General features: G+C 55.5%; 16 protein-coding genes. 1 reads left to right on the top strand and 15 read right to left on the bottom strand.

What is annotated here, in order from left to right:
• Nucleotides 1-45 precede the first annotated feature (45 nt).
• The 12 genes from FPZ49_RS22110 to FPZ49_RS22165 form a co-directional block, all read right to left on the bottom strand.
• A complete protein-coding gene (locus FPZ49_RS22110; RefSeq protein WP_144851107.1) occupies nucleotides 46-1311 on the bottom strand; it encodes an MFS transporter in 1266 nt (421 codons plus the stop codon).
• A 150-nt stretch (nucleotides 1312-1461) separates the two neighbouring features.
• Nucleotides 1462-4146, bottom strand: a complete 2685-nt coding sequence (locus tag FPZ49_RS22115; RefSeq protein WP_144851109.1) for a phosphoenolpyruvate synthase — start codon at nucleotides 4144-4146, stop codon at nucleotides 1462-1464.
• A 21-nt stretch (nucleotides 4147-4167) separates the two neighbouring features.
• The gene (locus FPZ49_RS22120) at nucleotides 4168-4737 is read right to left on the bottom strand and encodes a TetR/AcrR family transcriptional regulator (RefSeq protein WP_186445999.1); all 570 of its coding nucleotides are present in this window, start codon (nucleotides 4735-4737) and stop codon (nucleotides 4168-4170) included.
• A gap of 161 nt (nucleotides 4738-4898) precedes the next feature.
• Entirely contained in the window at nucleotides 4899-6224 is a 1326-nt protein-coding gene (locus tag FPZ49_RS22125) for a GntT/GntP/DsdX family permease (RefSeq protein WP_144851113.1), read from the bottom strand.
• A 21-nt stretch (nucleotides 6225-6245) separates the two neighbouring features.
• Nucleotides 6246-6959: a GntR family transcriptional regulator gene (locus tag FPZ49_RS22130; protein WP_144851115.1), complete on the bottom strand. Its 714-nt coding sequence runs from the start codon at nucleotides 6957-6959 to the stop codon at nucleotides 6246-6248.
• A 9-nt stretch (nucleotides 6960-6968) separates the two neighbouring features.
• Nucleotides 6969-7985: a sugar kinase gene (locus tag FPZ49_RS22135; protein ID WP_144851117.1), complete on the bottom strand. Its 1017-nt coding sequence runs from the start codon at nucleotides 7983-7985 to the stop codon at nucleotides 6969-6971.
• Nucleotides 7978-8733, bottom strand: coding sequence for a 2-dehydro-3-deoxy-phosphogluconate aldolase (gene dagF, locus FPZ49_RS22140; RefSeq protein ID WP_144851118.1), 756 nt, complete (start codon nucleotides 8731-8733; stop codon nucleotides 7978-7980). Before dagF ends, FPZ49_RS22135 begins: the two co-directional genes overlap by 8 nt.
• 1 nt (nucleotide 8734) lies before the next feature.
• Nucleotides 8735-9838 carry a DgaE family pyridoxal phosphate-dependent ammonia lyase gene (locus FPZ49_RS22145; RefSeq protein WP_144851120.1) on the bottom strand — a complete coding sequence of 368 codons (1104 nt, stop codon included), beginning with the start codon at nucleotides 9836-9838 and terminating at the stop codon, nucleotides 8735-8737.
• Nucleotides 9804-10922 carry an amidohydrolase/deacetylase family metallohydrolase gene (locus tag FPZ49_RS22150; RefSeq protein WP_144851122.1) on the bottom strand — a complete coding sequence of 373 codons (1119 nt, stop codon included), beginning with the start codon at nucleotides 10920-10922 and terminating at the stop codon, nucleotides 9804-9806. Before FPZ49_RS22150 ends, FPZ49_RS22145 begins: the two co-directional genes overlap by 35 nt.
• 151 nt (nucleotides 10923-11073) lie before the next feature.
• Nucleotides 11074-12039, bottom strand: a complete 966-nt coding sequence (locus tag FPZ49_RS22155) for an NmrA/HSCARG family protein (protein WP_144851124.1) — start codon at nucleotides 12037-12039, stop codon at nucleotides 11074-11076.
• Nucleotides 12040-12430: 391 nt separating this feature from the next.
• Nucleotides 12431-12886 carry a DinB family protein gene (locus FPZ49_RS22160; RefSeq protein WP_186446000.1) on the bottom strand — a complete coding sequence of 152 codons (456 nt, stop codon included), beginning with the start codon at nucleotides 12884-12886 and terminating at the stop codon, nucleotides 12431-12433.
• 82 nt (nucleotides 12887-12968) lie between these two features.
• Nucleotides 12969-14999 (bottom strand): heparinase II/III domain-containing protein, encoded by a 2031-nt coding sequence (locus tag FPZ49_RS22165; protein ID WP_144851129.1) that lies wholly within the window; start codon nucleotides 14997-14999, stop codon nucleotides 12969-12971.
• 197 nt (nucleotides 15000-15196) lie between these two features.
• Here FPZ49_RS22165 and FPZ49_RS22170 point away from each other — a divergent pair, with 197 nt between their 5' ends.
• Nucleotides 15197-15595, top strand: coding sequence for a hypothetical protein (locus tag FPZ49_RS22170; RefSeq protein ID WP_144851131.1), 399 nt, complete (start codon nucleotides 15197-15199; stop codon nucleotides 15593-15595).
• 72 nt (nucleotides 15596-15667) lie between these two features.
• Here the strand turns inward: FPZ49_RS22170 and FPZ49_RS22175 are convergent, their stop codons facing one another.
• The 3 genes from FPZ49_RS22175 to FPZ49_RS22185 all read right to left on the bottom strand — a co-directional run bounded on the left by FPZ49_RS22175 (nucleotide 15668) and on the right by FPZ49_RS22185 (nucleotide 21269).
• Nucleotides 15668-17266, bottom strand: a complete 1599-nt coding sequence (locus tag FPZ49_RS22175) for a SagB family peptide dehydrogenase (RefSeq protein WP_144851133.1) — start codon at nucleotides 17264-17266, stop codon at nucleotides 15668-15670.
• A 119-nt stretch (nucleotides 17267-17385) separates the two neighbouring features.
• On the bottom strand, nucleotides 17386-19341 hold the full coding sequence (locus FPZ49_RS22180; RefSeq protein WP_144851136.1) for a TOMM precursor leader peptide-binding protein: 1956 nt from the start codon (nucleotides 19339-19341) through the stop codon (nucleotides 17386-17388).
• Entirely contained in the window at nucleotides 19338-21269 is a 1932-nt protein-coding gene (locus tag FPZ49_RS22185; protein WP_144851138.1) for a putative thiazole-containing bacteriocin maturation protein, read from the bottom strand. Before FPZ49_RS22185 ends, FPZ49_RS22180 begins: the two co-directional genes overlap by 4 nt.
• Between the last annotated feature and the right edge of the window lie 151 nt (nucleotides 21270-21420).

Below are 21420 nucleotides of genomic sequence, written 5' to 3' on the forward strand. Positions count from 1 at the left end.
GCGGCGAGCAGCGTTCATCCCGAACTGCACTGCATCGCCGCTTTTTTATGTTGCGGACTCCACCTGTTTGCGCGATTGATTGATCCGCTTCGCCTGAATCCCCAGCATTACAAAATGGAGAAAGAATACGACCGAAATAATATAAAACACGACCGGAATGCCTAAATTGCTCGCCACGATACCGCCAAACAACGAACCCAGCACATTGCCGACCGAATTCGCGCTGGCATTGTAGGAGAAGACGCTGCCTTGAATCGAGGACGGCGTCAAGCTGCGCAGCAAGGAGCTGATGGAAGGGATTAGCCCGCCGACACATAACCCGCTTAAGAAGCGCGCCCCCATCAAAATCCACGGATCGGTAATCCGGGCCTGCGGAATATACAGGATTGAAATTAGCAGCAGACTGCAGAGCAGTATCGTTAAGTGTCCGTACCGGTCGCCGATGCGCCCGAGTATCGGTGCTGAGATCATCGTCCCCAGCGCGCTGGATGCAAAGATCAGCCCTGCAATGATCTCGACGTGCTGCTCGACATGCATGCTTTTGACATACAGCGTAATGATCGGGCTGATGCTCTGAAAGCTGGCCGCGATCAGAAACGTCGACACGAACAGGGTCAAAATCACGGGTGTGCGCTTGATGACATCGTGCAGCTGCACTTTATTCGGCCGCTTGGCCGCGTCAGCGTTCTTGTGTTCCCCGTTCTTCGCACGCTTCAAATCGGAGAACTTAAACTTCGCATATTTCCTCGTTTCGTGTACCCCAAACAGCACCAGCACCGTAGCGATAAAAATAAACGCACCCGTGAAAAAGAACGAGCTGCGCATTCCGAGCCACTCCGCCATCAGTCCGCCCAGCAAGGGCCCGAGCAGCTGCCCAGAAACTTGGCCGGTCTGCAGCGTACCCAGCGCTTTGCCCACCTCGGCTTTCGGCGTCTCAATCGCCATCAGCGCAACCGCGCACGTCGAGAAGCCGCCCATCGTTCCGAACAAGGCGCGGAGCAGCAGCAGCTGGAACGGCGTATGGACCAGTCCCATGGCCGCGATAATGATGGACAATCCGATGCCGGAGCGGACCATCGTCACCTTTTGCCCGTACACGTCGGAAAATTTGCCCCACATGGGGGATGTCAGCGCGATCATCACGTGATTGATTCCAAAAATCATCGCCGCCCACAGAGCCGCTTGCTTCACATCGTGGATGCCAAGCTCCTGGACGTACAACGGCAGGAACGGGATAATCATGCCAATGCCCGCCGAGCTGAAAAACGTACCGAACCATAAAATCAACAAATTTCGCTTCCATGCTTCCATCCTGAAGAGACCTTCTTTACAAGTAGACTAGCCTTATGCGCCTCTCTGGGAGCCAGCACGTACAACAGACTATTGTTAGATTACTCCCATTGCCGGAAAGAAACCATGGATTTCCATGCTGCGAAACATGTACTATTTTGCTTTCTCTTGCTATTCCTTCTTGCTCGGTTCCAGCACCAACACATACCCGCGCGTGCCGTCCAAACGGATGCGGTCGCCGTCGCGAATCAGCTTGGTGGCATTGTCGATGCCGACGACGGCCGGCAATCCGTACTCGCGCGCTACAACTGCGCCATGGGTCATGAGCCCGCCGACCTCCATGACCAGCCCGATCGCCGAATGAAACAGCGGCGTCCAGCCTGGGTCCGTGAAGGGCGCGATCATAATCTCGCCCTTGTTCAAGTTCGCGTGCTCCGGCCGCAGGACCACGCGGGCTATGCCCTCAATGACACCGGCGGAGACCGGCGTCCCGAGCAAGGCCCCTTCCGGCGCGTCCTGCTGCTTCCGCCGCCCGTTGAGGATCTCGCCTTCGCTTGTCATGAGGCGCGGCGGCGACAGCTCACGGTAGCGCGTCAGGTCAGCCTTGCGCTGCTCCAACAGCTTTGCCAGCTCGGATGGACCTTGCCCCTGCGTCAGCTGCAAAAGCTCATCAAGCGACAGGAATAAGACTTCGTCCGCGCTCTGCAGCACTCCCTTCTGAACCAAGCTGCGCCCTTCATCAAGCAGCCCCTCGCGGATCATGCCAAAATGCTGGATCATCATATATTTGGGATGCTCTCTCAAGCCCATCAAGCTGCGGAACGCATACATCAGGCGCGACAGCAGCTTCGCCTTGACGCTGCCGAAGGGCTGCTTCCGCAGCCGCGCTACCACCTCGCGGATGGCCGCCTCTGCCTCCGCGGCGCCCTGCGCGAACTTGGCGCGGTGCTCACCCGGCTGCTGGCTGCGCATGTGGCTGTCGATCGACGGCAGCAGCGTGCTCGGATCGTCGCGCCACCGTGGACGCGTCACATCGATCTCGCCCGGGCAGCGCATGCCATACAGCCCCATGAACCGATCCCAGGCCGCGCCGAACGCTTCCCCGCCCTCGACTTGACGCAGGCGCTCCCGAAACCGCTGCGGATCGCCGCTGCGAATCAGCTCGACCACCTGCGGATATGGGCGGGCCGCGTCAGCCAAATCGCCGATCATGAGCCCCATCTCGCTCGTCACGTTGCCGGGCAGCGAACGGTTGAGCACAGCCATTAGATCTGAAGCCTCCTCGCCCAGCCATTTGGAGATCAGCACGCGAAGGAGACGGCTTGAGAGCATCCCGGCGAGCGGATAGGGCAGCAGATTGGCAAACGCGCTGCGCATGAACGATCCGATCTGCTCTTGAATGCGAATAATCCGCTCCGCCCCGCTAATGCCAGACAGCCCTTCTCTCCCCCGCCGTACGGAGTTCTCCACGAACGCCTCTACCTTCGGCCGGGCTTCCGCGATCGGAGCGAACAGAATATTCCGCACGGCACGCAGCAGAATGGGTCCGATGAAGCCGACGATGGACTTTTTGAGTCCCGGCTGTGGAGGAATCCCTCGGATAAACGTTTCTTGCTGAACATACTGCTCAACGGCGCTGGCCATCATTTCATCGATATTTCGCATGATGAGCGGGAATTTCTCCCGGGCCGGCTTCAGCGCAAACAGCTTCGTAATATCGATATAGACGCGGCCGCCGGCCGTCGCCGTAAGCTCACTTTCCGCACGCACGCTCGCTTTGCCGAAGGGAAACATCGTGCGGATCAGCGACAAGCCCATCGGCTTCATCGCCTCCGTCATCATCTGCTGATGACCGAAGGAGACGAGCAGATGCGGGCTTTCCCCCGGCTGAACAGCGACATGAGCGAGCGGATACAGCGAGGTGATCGGGCGGCTCTGCACGATATAAAAGCGCCCCGCCGCATAGCACCACTCGATATCCTGCTCGGAGCCATAGTGCCGCTTGATCTTCTCTCCCAGCGCGGCCAGCTCCACAATCTGAGCGTCCCCTAACGCTTGGCGCTCCTGCTCTGCCTCAGGGAGCTCCTTGGTGACCGTCCCGCCTTCCGACAACGAGTAGATGGCAATTTTCTTGCGGGCAATCTTTTTGGCGAAAATGGCTCCGGAGCGCACCTGATACAAATCGGCCGACACCAGACCGGATACGAGCGCTTCCCCCAGACCGAAGCTTGCGTCAATGGAAACCGTGCCCCGATGCCCGCTGATCGGGTCGGCCGTGAACAGGATGCCGGACACCTCAGGGAAAACCATGCGCTGTACGACCACAGACAGCAGGACGGCCCGGTGATCGAAGCGATTTTTGGCCCGGTAGGAAATGGCGCGGTCGGTGAACAGCGAAGCCCAGCACTTCCGAATCGCCTGCAGCAGCTGAGCTTCGCCGCGGACATTGAGGTACGTATCCTGCTGGCCCGCAAACGACGCCATCGGCAAATCCTCCGCAGTGGCACTGGACCGGACAGCATACGCCTCCTGCTCGCCTGCCTGCTTCCAGCCGGCCACAATGGCCGCTCGGATCGCCTCCGGGATGGCTACCTGCTCCAGATGCTCGCGAATCGCACGGCCCAGCACCGCGATCTCATTCAATTGATCCGCTTGAATCGCATCGAGCTGCTGGAAGTAGCCGGCCATTTGCTCGCTTTGCGCAAGAAAGTCGCGATAAGCATCGGTCGTCACGCAAAAGCCCGAAGGAACCGGAAACCCCGCCAGCGTCATCTCTCCCAGATTCGCACCTTTTCCTCCGACATGCGGAAGGCTGCTTTTATCAATTCGGCTAAATTCAAGCACATATGGACTCATGCTCTGCACGCTCCCCATCGATTAATTCGGCTTTCGAAGACCAGCCAGTATAAAATCAAACCAGGCATCCGCCACATCCATCATCGTCACTCCTTGCTTGGCTGCAAAATCCGGGCGCACCGTACGCTGAATCGTTTCCAAAATAATGGCCGATACTAGCCGTGGATTCACCTCGCGAATAAGCCCGGCTTCCATCGCCTTAGTGAGCACGCCGCCGATGAACTCCAGCTGTCGGCCGCGGAACGCTTCCAGCTGATCCCACAACGCAGGCGCAAACTTCTGAATGTCCTCCAGAAAAAGCGGATTCAGCTTCACAATCTGCTGCTTGATGCCCTGAAACGTTTCTTGCAGCATGCTCAGCGGATCGCCATTGCGCTGCTTCTGCTCAGCGACCAAAGCGGCGATCGCACTAAGCGTCATATCGATGACGGCCCATGCGATGTCTTCCTTCGAGCTAAAATATAAGTACAGCGTCTTCTTGCTCATCCCAAGCCGCGTGGCCAGCTCACTTAAAGTCACGCTTTTGTACCCCTTGGCGTTAAACATGTCGGCCGCTCCCCGCATAATGCGCAATCTGACCGAATCTTCCATGAGCTTCCCTCCTGATGTCGAACCTTGGAAACCGAATTGGTTTTTTCGGTTTCCGCATGCTTTCATGATACCCCTACCGAACCTATCCGTCAATGCATCGACCCGCCTAATTGCAGCAAAACCCGACGTATCCCTAGGAGGGGACAACGCCGGGTCCATTATTACACAAACATATCGATGATCATCACGGTAAAGAAGGCAATGAACGAAAGCAGCGTCTCCAATACGGTCCACGTTTTGAACGTTTCTTTGACGGTCAGCCCGAGATATTCCTTCACGAGCCAGAACCCGGCATCATTCACGTGCGAGAACATGAGCGAGCCCGCGCCGGTCGCAATGACGAGCAGCTCGAGGTTCACGCCTGACATGTGCTCGATGATCGGAGACACGATCCCCGCTGCGGTCGTCAGCGCCACGGTTGCCGAGCCCGTCGCAATCCGGATCAAGCCGGCAACACAGAACGCGAGCACGATCGGCGACAGCGAAATGCTTTCCGACATCTGTGCGATCGCCGTACCCACGCCGCTTGCAATCAGGATTTGCTTAAAGCCGCCGCCGGCACCGATGATCAAGATGATCGAGCCTACAGGCATTAAGCATTCATGAGCCATTTTATCAATGCGGTGCTTGCTGAACCCTTGACGGATACCCAGGAAGTAAAACGAAGCAAAGACGGAAATCAACAGCGCGATCACCGAGTTTCCGATAAAGCTCAGAAAATTCAGAAGTCCTTTCGGTAAGCCCAAGTACGGCGCGGCAACGCCCAAAATCATTAAGATGACCGGGAGCAAAATGATGAAGAAGGAAATGCCCGTACCCGGCATTTTTTCCACTTCAATCGTGTGCCCGAGCAGCGAAGGCTCTCCTTGCGGCACCACCCGCTTATGTACCCACTGAGCAAACAGCGGACCCGCAATGATCGCCGCAGGAATCGCAATCAGGAGCGAGTAAATGAGCACCTTGCCCATGTCGGCTTTATAGATGCCGATCGCGGTCATCGCACCAGGATGAGGTGGTACCAGCCCATGCACAATAGACAAGCCCGTAATCAGAGGCAGGCCGATCAGCAAAATGTTATATTTCGTCGTCTTATGAATCGAAATCACCAGCGGCAGCAGCATCACAATCCCTACATCGAAAAAGACCGGAATCCCGATAATAAACCCGGACAGCAGCATTGCCCATGGCAGCCGCTTTTCGCCGAAAATTCGAATGAAGAAATTCGCGACCTGTGTGCCGGCTCCGGAATCGGACATCATTTTGCCCAAAATCGTACCTAGCGCCAATATGCCGACCAAGTGCCCCAGCACGCTGCCGACGCCGGTCTCGTACGAGCTGACGATCTTATCTAGCGTTAGCCCCGACATGATGGCCAAGAACAAGCTTGCCACCAACAAGCTGATAAACGCATGCCACTTCCACCAGGCCACGCCCAGAATGACAATGACAATGGAAATCAGGGTAATCATCAGTAAGTAAAGATTCATGTTGCTCCCTCGTCTCTTTCTCTAAACATCATAATTCACCACATACTGGTGCAGCTCGGTGTTATAGTAGCCTATGCTGTATTCAACCACATCCCCGGTATCAGCATAGGAATAACGGGTTCGCTTCAAGAGCGGTGCCCCCTCCTGAACACGCAAAGCATCTGCAATGTAGGCCGGTGCGATCGCCACGGCAAATTCATCCCGATACTTTTCGAGTGAGATGTCTTGCTCTTCAATAAGGTTGTATAAGGACTCCCCGCTTAAATCCGAGCTTTCCAGCGAGTTCATTCGTTTCGTAAGATAGTGGGTGAAATGAATATAAGGCTCGCCGTCCAGCAGATACATCCGTTCTATGCCGTAGCACACTTCACCAAACCAACGAAACGGCTCCGAGCCCTCCGCATTTCGAATGGCCTCGGCTTTTATCAGCTGCTTTCGAATGCTATGGCCTTCTTCCACCAGCTGTTCAGTGAATCGTTTCCACTTCGAGAGCTTGGAGGCCGACGTATTGCGGATGACCTTCGTCCCTTTGCCGCTGCTGGTCTCCAGGTACCCTTCCTGGGCAAGCTCCTTGATCGCATTGCGAACCGTGATTTTGCTGACCTGGAACTCCGCCTCCAGCTGCGGCTCTGACGGAATATTCGATCCCAGCGGATACATGCCGTGCAGGATGCGGTCTTTCACAATATTTTTGATCTGCAGATAGAGAGGCTTTTTCTTGCGGGACAAGTTCACGCGCTTCCCCTACCTTTCTACGTCGCGTGCAGACTCGGACATCGCCCGGAAAATGTCGCGCTCAGACGACATCGGTGTATCGCCTACAACCGTGTGGGCCAGCATTCCTGCCGCCGAGGCAAAAGCTACCGTCTGCTCCGTGTCGAAGCCTTCCAGCTCTCCGTGAATGATTCCGCTCGTGAACGCGTCGCCCGCGCCGATTCGATCATAAACCGAAAAGGAGAGCGGATTAGCATAGGTGAAGGTGTGTTTTTTGTACATAAAGCCCTTCAAGGAATGAGTATTGTCTCCGTTGATGGACCGATGCGTTCCAGCGACGACCGAAATGTCAAACCGGCGTGCAACCTCTGGAATCAGCTCCTCCAATTGGGCTTGCCGCGACTCCTGTGTCGTAGTCATCCCCAAGGTGAACATGGCGTCCTTTTCATTCATCATGACAATGTCGGCCAGCTCTAGCATGTCTTCATAATGCGGCTTCGCCTTCTCATATCCGCCTTCTCCCCACAGGGAGGGACGGTAATTGCAGTCGAATACCACGAGGCCGCCCTGCTGCTTCACCGCTTGAGCGAGCTCCTTCATCTGCTTCCTCACCCCATCGTTCATGGCGAGCGTAATGCCGCAGAAATGAATGGCATCCATAGGTTTTGCAATCGAGTCAAAATCATACGTCCCCTCCGGCGCCGTATTGAAGCTGCTTTCCTGGCGATTGGAGTATGTTACACGGCTAGGCCGCACACCGAACCCGTTCTCGAGAAAATACATCCCCACGTAATTGCCGCCTTTCATCAGGTACGTTGGCGCAATGCCCAGCTTCAAAAGATACGTGACGGCGGCATCGCCCACCGGGTTTGCCGGCAAACGGGATACCAGGTACCCCGTATGCCCGTACCGGGTCAGCGCCGAGACGACATTCACCCCGGAGCCGGAAAATGAATAGTTGAGCGTACTCGCTTGGGAAAGCAGATCGTACCCCGGCACCTGCAAGCGCATCATGACCTCGCCAAAAGCCGCAACGGTTTTAGCCATGCAAATCAACCAGCTTCTTCATGACCGCGAGCAGCTCGCGCACATCTTCCACGTTCGTATTTCCTGTTTCTTTATTAATAATGGAAGAGTAAACGTGCGGAATCACTTGTGGAACGTTTGCTTCAAGTGCAATCCTTAAGATGGCCTCAAAGTTCTCCTTGTCAATACCGCCTGTAGGCTCTAGCGCGAAGCCTTCTTCACCGCAGGCTTTGGCTACGGCACGAAGCTCATCCTCGCACGCCAATCCGTTCATCGGGAAATATTTGAGTGCGTTCCCGCCCATATCGCGAATAAGCGCAATGGCTGTTTTTACAGGCACAATGGCGTGCTCGTCCTGTGCTGCACTGATTGGACCCGTCGAAATGTTAACATAGCCCACGCGTCCCGTAGGAGAAACCAGGCTGTTGATCCAGCTGTCCCGCTCCCCCAGATTCGCCCGCGTAGCGCCGACGGCAGGGAATACTTGGTTAATGTGTGCGCCTGCATAGTGTCTTGTGATCTCGGCTACGACCGCCGCTTGACGGTTATCTCCTGCGCCCAAACCGATGGAGACCGCCTCATCAATAGCTCTGCCATATTTCTTCATCGCTTCGACGGCCGTCTCCACCGTTGGGTAGTTTTTGGACAGCACGCCAACCAGCACGTAGCCTTCCGCTGCATCGAACACATCTTTGGCATTCTCCACGCTGTTTGCAAGCACATTCAGGGCCGCACGGCCTTTATAAAAACGTTTGGCAATGTTGGACATGTTAGTTTCCTCCTGCTATTTCGCGTAATCTGGCTTCAATCACTTGCATATCGTCCCCTTGTAAAGGGCGCGGATCGATGTCGAAATAGCCTTGTCTTACCCCATAATCTCGTGTGTAGATGGCAATGTCGCCCTCTTGCAGCGCTTTGACCACCTCTTTAGCGTTCGTGCCCGACAGCTGCGGATCAATCTGAATACGTGCCCGGAAAATGGCCCGTCCCGCTTCATCTTGTACAACCGTCACTTTAATGCCCTTCAGATCATTCAGCGGCATGAGCACCTCGAGATGCGATTTCTCCTGCTCGCTCTTATCTTCCTTCACGCCATACTCATCCAGCGCTTGCAGCAGCCCGAATGTCGTTTCTTTGCCGACCTTCATGCTTCGCCCGATGCCGTGCAGCTGGACCTTCAGCCATTCAATATAAGTGCGCTTCCCGCCGACAATCCCCGAGGTAGGGCCTTCGATCGCCTTCGAGCCGCTGTAGATCGCCAGATCGGAGTATTTGACATACTTCTGAAGATCCTCCTCCGCCGCCGCATCGACGATCATAGGAACGCCATTGCGCTGTGCGATATCCCAAGCTTCTTCTACCGAGATCATGTTTTTTTGCACGGTGTGGTGGGACTTGACATATAAAATCGCCGCCGTGTTCTCAGAGATCGCATCTTCAATATGCTCCGCTTTCCCCTCGTTCGCGTACCCGACTTCGACAACCTTACCTCCGCCAAGGTACACCATCGTTTCCACCGGCGCCCCGTACTGCACGTTGTGCCCTTTGAGCATAATGATTTCGTTCTTGCGAATCTCGTTCTGATGCAGGCGCTCGCTTCTGCGGCGATTCCCTTGGGTCACGATGGCAGCCACAGAAAGCGCGATGCCGCTGGAGGCCGAGTTTACAACTACAGCCGCTTCCGAGCCCAGAATCCGTGCGATGTAATCCCCTGCTTTATCGACCAAATCGGCAATCTCTACATATTGCTGCCCACCGATTTTCATTGCTTCCATGACCGAATCCGTCGGAGCAGACACCCCAAGAATACTCATGCGCCCGCTAGCGTTAATAACGCGTTTAAGACCGTACTTCGCATTCAATGAACTTGCCATTTGCTACCACTCCTTTAGCTATAATGCTTCGCTCGGCCAAACGCGAGTCTCCTTCGGAGTCCACTAATGTCACCGGCTGCTGCTCAACTGCAAATAAAGTTAAATTCGCTGTGTCTCCGACTTGGATCCGGCCTAGCTCCGATTTTCCCAGCCAGCTGGCCGCACGCGAAGTTACCGCTTCGATCACTTCCTCTAGGGGATACCCTAGGTAGAGGAATTTCGAGAGTACATTCGCCATACTGAACACTGGACCGTTGATCCGGTTGCCGCGATAAATGTCGGTGCTGATCGTGCCGATAGGTATACCATGCCGCTTGGCCGTTTCCGCCACCCGGAAGGAGAAGCTGGCCGTGCCGTGTCCGACATCCAGATGTACCCCTCTCCCCACCGCGTCCACTAGAACCTCAAGCGGCTTCCCTTCGGCATCGAATAAATTATTCGCTTTCCCGTTAAGATAATGCGTGATGATATCATTCTTGTGCAGCAGCGGGACGATCTCCTCAATCCGCGGCGGCCCGGAGCCGATATGCACCATGATCGGGAGTGATGAAGCTTCCGATAGCTTGCGCGCTGCACGTAAAGGCTCTATCCCGTTCGGGCCGACCACACTTCGGCTCATGCGCGCCTTCAAGCCGACGATGAACGCTTGATGCTGCTGAATCGCTTGCATCGCTTGCTCCTTGTCAATCCATGCCATATCCGACAATTCGTCGATCCGACGCAAGCCGATCCGCGAAATGTTCAAAAAGGCAAACACTCTCGTTAGCGCACCTTCAGTGCTTGCTGCCAGATCCGCGATCTGATCCGCGCCGCAGCTCCCCGCATCTACAATCGTCGTTACACCCTGCTTGATGCCGATCTCGTCGATTTCATCGCCGTACGGATCAAGCTCGGGAAAAGCGTGCACATGCATATCGATCCAACCGCTGGAAACGTATAGCTCTGTGCAGTCGATGATTTGGGTTTGCTCATTTAGTCCGCTACCGGCGCCAGTCACTTCAGCAATGCGGCCGTCTTCGATCACGATATCGACTCGCTGCCCATGGACAAGCCGGGCGTTGTGCAAAACAAATCGCTCTCTCATGTTGTTCACCTTTCTCCGCAAACAGAATATAACGTTATATTGTTAAAATAGCACAAAAAATATGCAAAGTAAATATAACGTTATAATGTTTAAAGCAACTAAAAAACCACTTCACCATCGAAGTGGCTTCTCGTATTCGTTCCTCTATACACTATGTATTCGCTTGATCGATCGGAATGCGGCTGGCGTTCCGCGACAGCCATTGCTCCAGCGATTGCAGCTGAGGATTCAGCTTTCGAGAGCCCTCGATATCCCGCACCCCGATCACCACTTGCTCGAATTCCTGGTACAGCTGAAACATATTGCCCAGATCATCCGCTCCCGGGAATCCAAAGCTGCGATACAACGCCGGCGACACATCATTGTAGCTCACCTGCTGATCCAACGCCTTCGTCAAGGCGCCGGCGATCTCCGTTCCGGTCAAATGATCCCCCGCGATCCCGATCGTTTTACCCGCAAATTGTGCCGGACCGCCCTTGAAAATACCGAAGGCGCACTTCCCGATGTCCTCGGCGGCAATGCCTGCTAATTTCTTCTCTCCCATAGGTAAGGTGAGCGTAAGCGAGCCGTCGGCTCCCCGTCTGGGACCCATGCCAAAGTAAATCATGTTCTCCCAATAATACGAGGCCAGCAGGAACGTTGTCGGCACACCTGCCGTAATAAAGAATCGATCCGCTTCGCCTTTGGCATCAAAGTGCGGCACTTTATATTTCTCCAGCAGCGTCGGCATGCGGTTATCGCTGAGCGGCACCCATTTGCGCGAGTCCTCGAGTGTCGACCAGATCAAATGCTGGATGCCTGCTTTTTGGGCTGCCTCCGCCATGATTTGCACGTGCTCGAACTCTTTTTGCGGGGAAAAATGGTTCCAGAAAAACGTCACACAAAATGCGCCGTACGCTCCATCAAACGCCCGCTGGATGCTGTCCGGATCATCCAAATCGGCTGCCACCACTTCCGCTCCGGCTTCCGCCAGCGACCTTGCGCTTCCGCTGTTCACATCCCGAGTGACGGCACGAAGGGCAAATTCATCGCTTGGGTCATTTAGTATGGCCCTAGCCAGCCCTCCTCCCTGCGCACCGGTTGCCCCCAACACCACAATGATTTTTTTGTCCGCCAAGGCATTTACCTCCAATAAATGGATATCTTACACCCTGATGGATATGAGACAGCCGAGGTATGCATGTCTTACTTAACTAAGATTTGATGAAATAAGCTGAGACTAGGTGGACTGTAACAACCACCTAATCTCAGCTTTAAATGAAGGGATAGTCTTGTAGCCCCGAGCGCGGGCTCCTAAGCGGATTTTACGCTTTGCTCGGCGCGACCAAGCCCGGACGCGAGCTCCTAAGCGGACTTTCCGCTTTGCAGCAAGACTCCATGGACCGCTTGGCTTATAACGAACCATTGAAAGTTACAATAATATAACTTTGAGGCAAAAAAAGAGAAACCCTGCATAAAAAATGGGTTTCTCCACAATCTGAAGCTGTCTTACGGCAGTTTGACTTGCTTTATTTCAAAACCTTCATCAAAGCCATGATGTTCCCCAGATGTGTGCACTCATGTGTGATACCGCCGGCAATGAGCTCGCCGATATTCTCGGCTTTCAGGAAGTTTTCCTTCACCGGTAATTCCAGCTTGTCCCCCAGCGCTTCTTGGATCTGGCCCGGCTGAGCCTTCAGGTCAGCAATGATCGAATCCCAGGATGGAGGGGCGTCCTGCCAATCCGCCGGCTTCGTGCCGTTGCCGAAGTACGAGGTGTAGTGAGCCGGAACGAGTGGAGTTTGCTCCGCTAGGGCAAAGGCGAGACGATCCGTCACGGTCAGCACGTGACCAATCTGCCAGTGGATGCTGTTGTTAAACCCTGTCGGCACTACGTTGCGCTTCTCCTCCGGACAGCTCTCTGCGAGCTGCACCAAACGGTTGCGATATCTTTCCAGCAATCCAAAAATATAAGCCGCTCTCATGCAAAAACCTCCTGAATAGATGGGATAAATGATTTTTACCATATTATTGTACTTCCCTTAGGTGACCGAATCAAATATACCGTTATCGTTTCGGCCAATCGGACAACGGCTTCGCTGCTTCAAGAGGCGGCAGCTGCTCCTCGGACCCGCGCATCAGATCGATCTGTACCGTGATCGCGGTCTGCTCTACGCCTTCTAAGTGAATCGCCAGCTTCTGGATGCCTTTGTTGACGGCCTGCTTCGGCGGATTCGGCGAGGTCGGCAGCGACTCTGCATTCATCAACTTAAACTGCGCTTCATCGTCTGGCGGCAGGCGCAGAGCGAGCTTTTTCCCGGATCTGGATAGAATCGCGGTTTTGCCATCGCTGCTTACCTCTACTTGGGCCTGGGTATGCCAGAACCACCAGATGCCGCCCGGGCTTTTCAGCTGAATTTCGTCTCGCAAAAGCACGCTTTGGGTCGCTCGCTGCAGCTCGATGCCTCGTTTGACCGATGTCGCATCCTTCGCATAGGCGTTCGTTAGGTTCGCGATTGTGATGGCTCGATTAGGCTCGGAGATGAAGCTTTCGATCGAGGTTTTAGCTTTGGGACTTTGATCAGGGCCAGAACCGGGGTTCAGCACCAGCGTGTTTTGGCCTTCGGCCCGCTTGCGGTAGTAATTCCAGCGCCCTTTATTCATATCAAAATAGCCAGGCAGGTTGTAGTCATCCGATCCAAGCTCCATTGCCCATCGGACCCCCATCGCATCCAGCACCATATCCCCTGCATCGAGGTCACCATGATTGGCTTCGTTATCGCCTGTATGGAGCCCTACGAACATCGCATCGTTGGCGTTCCAGGAGCTGCGCATCGTCACAAACTCCGTCTCCGGATCGACATACCTTTTATCTAAAGGCGCGCCAGCCTCGGTCGGACTTTTCACTGTGGCAGGCTTATACCAGATGAGATTCATCGGATTCGACCCATTTTTCACCCCGTAGGTGAGCTCCGGCTTGTGGAACTTATCCGCATACCACAGCAGCTGCGGCGCCTTGCTGATCGTCCCGGTCCCGCCGTCTCCCAGGTTGAAGGCTTGCCCTGCGCCCTCCACATACAGTGGAAAATAGCCCGTTTCGGACAGCCCCGGCATCTGCGACAAGCCATAGTCGGTTCCAATCGCCGAGTCCAGCGAGGATAAGAAATAAGCGATGTACACGGTCGCATAATCCCAATAGCCAGGCCCCTCTGGCATGCCGCCGTCCGGCGCGTACATTTTTAAGGAGGATTTGATGGACTGCACCGCCTGCTGCAAAATCTCCCCCGAGAGCGCCTCCGTCTCCGGCGATTCGTCCGCAATAGCCAGCGCCCCTACGCCGATGCCTCCGTTGACCACGGAGTTCCAGTTGTTTGTCGTCGTTTTCCAAAAGGTAGCGATTTTCTTCGCATCCGCCTTCCCTCGATACACGCTGAGCGCTGGCTTCAGACCGTTCTCCATGATCGCCGTTCGCAGCGTATTCCGCTGGTCCTCGCTCAAATCGGAGTACAGCCAGTCGTAGCCGACCGCGGCCGCCATCGTCATCTCCGCCGTATCGAGAAAATGAATCGGATGCCAGTCGGGGAACAGCGCCGGATCCGAGACGGTGCTCAGCTCGCCCCAGGCGCGATCCAAGTATGCTTTTTCGCCGGTTAGCTTGTACATGAGCGACAGCTGGATCGTCCGCTCCAGCACCTTCCGGCTGATCGGCAAGAGCCGCACACCGTCCGGCAGCTCATATTTGACGACCGGCTCCTTGAGCGTTTTACCCGCTGCCGTCTGCAGGGTTTTGTACCACGCCTTGGCCTGCGGGTCCGTTCCGATCAGCTGCTTGATGCGCTCAAAATCTTTGCTTGTGGCCATCAGCCGTGGGTGCAGCTTGTCCGGCGAGGTAATTTTCAGGTTCTCGATCGCGGTCCGGGTGTCCGATGGCTGCTCTTTGACCTGCGGCGCGACTTCCGCTGTCGATTGTGTCGCTGTTGCGGCCGACTGCTGGCAGCTGGCGCCCATGAAAGCTAAGCTTGTCGTGAGCGTGAGCAGCAGCAGCCTGGTGAGCCGTTTCTGTACGTTGGTGCGTGTATTGTAATCTTTTTCGCTCAAACCGTGTACCCTCCAACGAGCCACGTCAGAATGTGGCAGTTTCTAAATTTAGCCAACCCATCATAGAAATCATACATCGGAGATGTTACAAAATGATGTGCAACTTGGGCGGGTCCTACTTTGTGGGATAAGTGCCCATCGTGGCGCCTGCTGCATATGGTGAGTATGAAAACAGTTGCAACAAGGAGGCACATGCGATGTATCAACCCTATCAACCAGGAACAGGATTGAGCGCTCAACCGACCCAATGGACCATGCCAACTGCAACACCCACGGCAACGATGGGACAGCAAATGCAGTCACCGTATCCCCAGCCTTACACCCAACCCTACACCCAAGCATTCCCGACAACACAAGCTTACCCTACAACCCAAGCTTACCCTACAACAACCCAAGCTCAACCTACATCCTACGCACATGACCCTTACAGCCATGACTACTATTTTCATGAATATGTGATCATCGATCATACGGATGAGGAGCCTTCCGATTGGAACCCTTATTGGAACTACCATGATCCGTACCATGTGATGGGCTATCAATATCCATGGGTTCACCATTATCATACCATGTACCCTTACCCGTACGGCATGTAATCATCGACCATACGCGAAGTAACCATGAAAGCCGCCGAGTGTCGCCCTTCGACATTCAGCGGCTTCTTAACGTCAACCGTGCAGTCCCCCCTCAAACCGTGGACGAGGCCGATACGGCCCGATGGGGAGCTGAATCAGCGCGGTCATCCCTTCAGCTTCCAGAGAATACAGCGCATCTATCGTCGATACTTCATAGCCCAGCAGAGGATGAACCCCAAAGCCCAGCGCACAGGCAGCCAAAATCAAGCGTTGAACCAGCATGCCGGCCTCCATCTGCTGAATGCGGTAACCACGGTAACCGAGCGCTCCGATCAGGTGATCCTTAGGCCCAACCACGTGCAGGCACAATGGAACCTGGTACAAATTCACATTGTCCAGCGACATCCCGCTTTGCAGCCAGCCCCGCTGATCACCGGGTCGTACAGGGTGAAGCCCATGCTGTGAGGCATCATACCGGTATGCCCCATCGGGTATGCCGTCCACCCCGTAAAAGCACCCGTAAACCGTCACCCTCTCTTCTCCATCCAAATCATTCGTATAAGCGAATGAAGCAGCCGCTTCATTCAGAAGAGACGCAGCCTGCGCCACCGTTACTTTTCGCGCGATAAAGTCCATCCCTGGAGAGTAGCGCCTCCGGCTCGCTTCCAGCAAATCATACGCTAGCCGCTCCACCTGCGGCAGCTGTACCACGCCTTGCCCTTTCAACGCTCTGCGTTTGTCCGCCTCCTTCAACCCTCTCCAGCGAAAAGCGGCCGAATCCTTCAGCGCCGACGCTTCATTGATCCGGACCAGCATTGGGCTTTCGATGACTTTTCGGGATCGGATGTACTGCTCATACCGAACGTTCGGCAGCTCCCGGCAAAGCTGAGCGCAGGTGCAGCGTTCCTTTGGCTCAGCCCCTTTTAAAACCCACTCGTCAACGGACTTGATCGACAACGGAATCACAGCGAATGCACTTTCCTCCTGCTCACTCACTCCCAGCAAATGATTCACCGCTTGATCGAGAAACTCGAAGTAAACCCCAGCCTTAAAACCAAACCGTTTGGCCACCTCGAGCAACTGCCCCATGAGCACGCCGGTATCGAGCCCCTGCAGTCGGTAGCCGAAATAATGGTATTTGAAAAAATTTTTCCAATACACGGTCGTCACCAAAACTGCGCCAAAGCACTCCGAAATACTGCACCTTTGCCCCAGCGCCTTTTCTAAATACGCGTCAAAATTGCCTTCCCGCAGCACAACCAGTCGATGATGGGCCGCATCATAGTGATAAATCCCTTCGGCCAGCCCCTTCACCTTCAGATACATGTACAGCTCACTCGGATACAAGCCGCCGCCGGAAGGCACCAGCCTGCGGATCGACTGCATCACAGCAACCGGGCTTTCCTCGGAAGACGCATCGTCCGTATCCGTCTCGTAAGCCATTTGACTCACCTGCGCCAGTCCAAACACATACCACAAAAAATGGCTGATCGCCGTCACATCGACCTCATCCTCAACCGCTCGCTCCGTTAAGGTCAACGGAATTTCCGATGGCAGCTTCACTGCGGGCACACCGCGATACAGCTTGTAAGGCAGCGGCGCGTCCGCCCAATCCACCTCCCAGTCCACCGGTCTGTATTCGTCGATTTCATGATGGAGATGCCGCACAAATTGCTCCAGATTTTGGCTCACGCTTCACCTTCCCTTCCTGTTGCAGCTGTTAAAGGGATTCTTCCTTTAATAGTTGTCAACTGTTGCAGCTGTTAAAGAGATTCTGCCTTTAACAGTTGTCAACCTTTGCAACTGTTGCTTTATGGAAACGGATGCGGGTGCGGATTCAGCTGCTTCAACGTCAGCGGCTTCTTGGTGTACCCCAGCTGCTGCGGCACTCGGAGCACACGCTCCAGCCCGGTCAATCGGGTCAAGTGATGCCCGAAGGTCATTGGCAGCATGCCCGGGATAAGCACCTTCACACAATGCAGCCCATTGCGCTGCAGCTCCGGCGTTGTTTGGTTCACGACGATGATATCCAGCCCGAGACGCTGAAAAGATGCAACAATCCCTTGGAGATCCTCGGTCAAATCCGTATGCCTTGGGTGAGGCTTGAAGGCTTCGCCGAACGTTTGCGTCCGGCTGCGGTTCTCGAGCAAAAAGTGCAGCCGCTCTTCCGCCTGCGGCAGCCCGTAGAGCATCGAATGGTGCTCCATCGACTGCACGAGATACGGATCCCGGAGCATCCGGAGAGAAACATCCTTGCTGCTTTCAAACTTCTCATCCATCGACAGCGCCATGCCGGCCAGCTCGTAGATCGCGCTTTTCAGCGCTTTGACCGGATCCAGGTGTGCCCCTGCGGCACAGATGAGATTCATGCCGCGCGGCTTGCGGTTTTTCGCGATCGCCCATAAGCTGGGGATGCCATGCTCCATCGTGGAGTTAAACACATGCAGATCAAAGCCGGTGACGGTCTCCATCCGGTCGATTAGAAGCTGCAGCTCCTGGTCATCCGCTGAGCGGCAATCGAGCCTTGGAAGGCGAAGCTGCGCATACCAAGTCATCAAAAACGAGTCGCGCTCCACCACCTCCATAATGCCGTGGAAAATCGCCTCCACCAGACTTCCGCCTAAAGCGCAGCCGTTGGATGTCTCATACACATACCCGCTGCCAAAGCCCAGACTATAATAGGCCAGCAGCTCCGGCACCAGAATGGACCGCTCTTGCACCAGCGAATAGCCCCATACCCAATCCAACGAAGCATCGGGGTCAAACGGCTTATAAGGAAAATTAGTCATTGCATAATGCTCTCTCGCGTGAACACCGGCCGCCAGCGGATTCAGCGCGTAATCGGCGAGTCGACTGTAGCTGTCATGGACGGCTGAGCGCTTGCCGCGTGGTGACAGACCGCAATAGCGCTCCAAGCCTTCAAGAATCGCGGTTTGCAAGCTATCCGTATAGGTGTGCGTCCTGCCCGCAGTTCCCTCGTCTCCAATCATTAGCGGCAGATTGACGCTGACATCGGCGAACGGCGAGGTGAGATCCGTCATTTTCCCATTGAGGAAGCCGGTGCGAAAATCCAAATAATCGCGAGCCAGCACAGGCTTCAGCTCCTCCATGGAACGCGTTCGGAAGCTGTCAGGGCTGAGCTTTGGACTAGCCTTGAGCTCAATACGGGCCGCAGACGCTGAGTCTTCGGGCAAGCTGCTGCACACCGGACATAGCGGATTAGGCAAAAAAGCATGCCGCGACGTCCGCAGCGACTTCAGATCAACCAGCAGCATTCGGCCTTCCAAGCGGCTCGGCTGGCCGGACAGAAGCCGTTGAACCTCCTCCAGCAGCAGCTGTGCCGTCTGCCGAAGGCCGGCAACAGACGCCCACGGATCGCGCGGTTTGCCGCCATGCTCCGCGAGCCGCTCATGAAGCATGTGCATTTCCGGCCGGTTGCTCCCTGCCATGAGGAACCGCAGATCGGCGCAGACGGAGCACCCTTGCACACCTGCGCGCACAAGCGGCCCGATCACAGCTTCGCCAAAGGTGGCGAATGCCCGAAGCCAGGGAATGCCCGAAGCTTGAAAGGTTTGCTCCGCCTGCGCATGGATCGAAGGCTGCCAGGCATCATGCAGCACTAGAGCCAAGGCCGCTTCGCCTAGCCCTGCCTCGTTCGGTTGGCCTAGCCGAACCACACGGCAAGCGGAGCCCAGCTCCTGTTCCAGCTCGCGGGCAACGATATCCGCTAACACCCCTTCACCGATCACAGCGATAACAGGCTTCACGGCGACACCTCCTCCCGCAGCAGCACGCCCGCGACTTCCAGCGCAGGGTTCTGCTGATCGCTCAAGAAAGGCTCCAGTGCCAGCCGGACTACGTTTAGCTGCCGACCGTTACGGTCTAATATCTGCAATGCTTGCTTGAGGATCTCCTCGTGTGGAACCGCACACGTAGGAATATCAATGTGAAGCGGCGAGACCCTCCGCACAGCAACCTCCGTTAGACCAGCCCCTCCTACTTGATTTTGCGCACATAGCAGCGCTTCCTGAAGCGCCCTTCGCATGGCCAGCGTGAGATTCAAATCGACGGCTACATGCCATTGTCCACCCGCTTCCACCCACACCGCCGGGAAGCCAAGCACATCTTCGCCAAGCCCCAGCTGCGGTGGTCCTTGCAAGGTGGTAAGCGACTTCAAATAAAACCGGCAGCGCTCATCCGCCACTGGATTCAGCTGAATTGGCGTGATCGTCGTTTTCCTGCCTGAAGTAGACGAGCGCTGAACCAGCTTTTCGTCTAAACATTGCTGCAGTCCCCGGCAAACGCCTTCCGCAAGCGTGCCGCCGGCCCCAATGCCTAAACGCGCGCCCGAAGGTTTACGCTCCTGAATCAGAGGCCTCGCCAACAGTGCTACATACTGCTCGAGCCCCACTAGTCCGGCTTCTCTTCGAGCCTCTTCATGCGTAAGCCCGGAGCAGATGCGATCCGGCAGCACCTTTGCCGGCCCCATAGAGCGCGGATTCACCGTCTGCACACGACATTGTGCGAGCGGCAACTGCAGCAGCTCCCCCTCCTCCCAGACATGAAAAATGCCGGTTTCCGCCGAGGTCAGCCGTTCAAAGAAGGGAAGCAGCGACTCTTGCTCGGCAGTAGGCACACCTATGCTTCGTTCCAGTACCGTATGCGCATCAAACGGTTCCTCAACCTGAGCATGCCCGCATACGAGCGGATGAGGCAGGAACGTATACCAATTGCTTTCCAGCGTCTCCAGATTCAGCAGGAACACCGAATGCTTTCGTTCCGGATCCGGCGTGCCTGTCACACTTTTGAACAGCTCAAAAACGATCCCGTTCGCAAGCAGCGCGCCCGCAGTGCTAGAAAACGAGTGCAGCTGCGGGTCTTTGCGCACCGCCGTCTCATGGATGCGGCGCCACGCCGAGTCCCACGCTTGCTCTCCATCGGGCTGGACGAGTGGTCCTGCGACTCCCGTTTGGTGGGCAACCACCGAAGGAATGAACCGCTTGTTCGCTTCGCGGCAGGCCGCTTCAATCGCACGCAATTCGTCCAAATTCCCCTCTTGCGACACATACAAAACCGAATCATACGGCTGAATTGCCTTATGCCACGCGCCTGCTCCACTGAAGCCAAGTTCCTTTATGTACACCCTCGGATCATGCACCTGCGCATGGGCTTCCAGCGCCTTCAGCCTATCCCGATTCGTCGGCGCCTCACCGGTCAGCAGGAAATCAAAGCACGGCAGTCCCGATTCCAGCAGCGCCGACGCCAAGGAAACGAAAAAAGGCCCCGAACCGACCGCCAGCACCCTCGCCTGTCGATAGTGCTCAAACCGGTTTGCGCCTGATCCGCCATGATGATCGAGAAACTCAATCTGTGATGCATACCTCTCCACGATTCCCGCTGGCAGCTGATGAGGCGGCTCACCGCTAACATCCCGTAAAAATCCGTTCTGATGCAGCACCGCAGCAATATCGAACACCCTAGTTCGGAAGGGCTCCGGCAGTCCGTCCGTCAATTCACCTAGCGTGTGCGCCCCCGTAAATACCGGGATCAGCTTCTCAATCCATTGGTCAATTGCATCGCCTTCCATTTTGAACGAGCCTCGATTGTTGCGAAAAAACACCTCGCCCTTCGGGTCCGGAACAACGAACGTATCCCCATTCAATTTTGGACGCATCGTATCCTTCAGTGTAGCCATTTCACTCCCCCTAAAAGGACATTTCGTAGAAACGGTTCACTGTTATCTTATGTACTGGGCTTTGTCCCTCTTGCCTACTTATTTTGGATGGAGCACGGCCCCTGCTGCCCGACTGGAAATCGAAGCGGCAGGGGCTTTTTCTCCTAACGCT

The sequence above is a fragment of the Paenibacillus cremeus genome, assembly GCF_007786445.1.
In the GTDB taxonomy this organism is placed as follows: Bacteria; Bacillota; Bacilli; order Paenibacillales; family NBRC-103111; genus Paenibacillus_G; species Paenibacillus_G cremeus.

Coding starts and splice junctions, on each gene's coding strand:
- FPZ49_RS22120 (WP_186445999.1), bottom strand. CDS start 4,737: ATGGAAGATTCGGTCAGATTGCGCATTATGCGGGGAGCGGCCGACATG.
- FPZ49_RS22150 (WP_144851122.1), bottom strand. CDS start 10,922: ATGAGAGAGCGATTTGTTTTGCACAACGCCCGGCTTGTCCATGGGCAG.
- FPZ49_RS22135 (WP_144851117.1), bottom strand. CDS start 7,985: ATGGCTAAAACCGTTGCGGCTTTTGGCGAGGTCATGATGCGCTTGCAG.
- FPZ49_RS22125 (WP_144851113.1), bottom strand. CDS start 6,224: ATGAATCTTTACTTACTGATGATTACCCTGATTTCCATTGTCATTGTC.
- FPZ49_RS22110 (WP_144851107.1), bottom strand. CDS start 1,311: ATGGAAGCATGGAAGCGAAATTTGTTGATTTTATGGTTCGGTACGTTT.
- FPZ49_RS22185 (WP_144851138.1), bottom strand. CDS start 21,269: ATGGCTACACTGAAGGATACGATGCGTCCAAAATTGAATGGGGATACG.
- FPZ49_RS22170 (WP_144851131.1), top strand. CDS start 15,197: ATGTATCAACCCTATCAACCAGGAACAGGATTGAGCGCTCAACCGACC.
- dagF (WP_144851118.1), bottom strand. CDS start 8,733: ATGTCCAACATTGCCAAACGTTTTTATAAAGGCCGTGCGGCCCTGAAT.
- FPZ49_RS22160 (WP_186446000.1), bottom strand. CDS start 12,886: ATGAGAGCGGCTTATATTTTTGGATTGCTGGAAAGATATCGCAACCGT.
- FPZ49_RS22145 (WP_144851120.1), bottom strand. CDS start 9,838: ATGGCAAGTTCATTGAATGCGAAGTACGGTCTTAAACGCGTTATTAAC.
- FPZ49_RS22115 (WP_144851109.1), bottom strand. CDS start 4,146: ATGAGTCCATATGTGCTTGAATTTAGCCGAATTGATAAAAGCAGCCTT.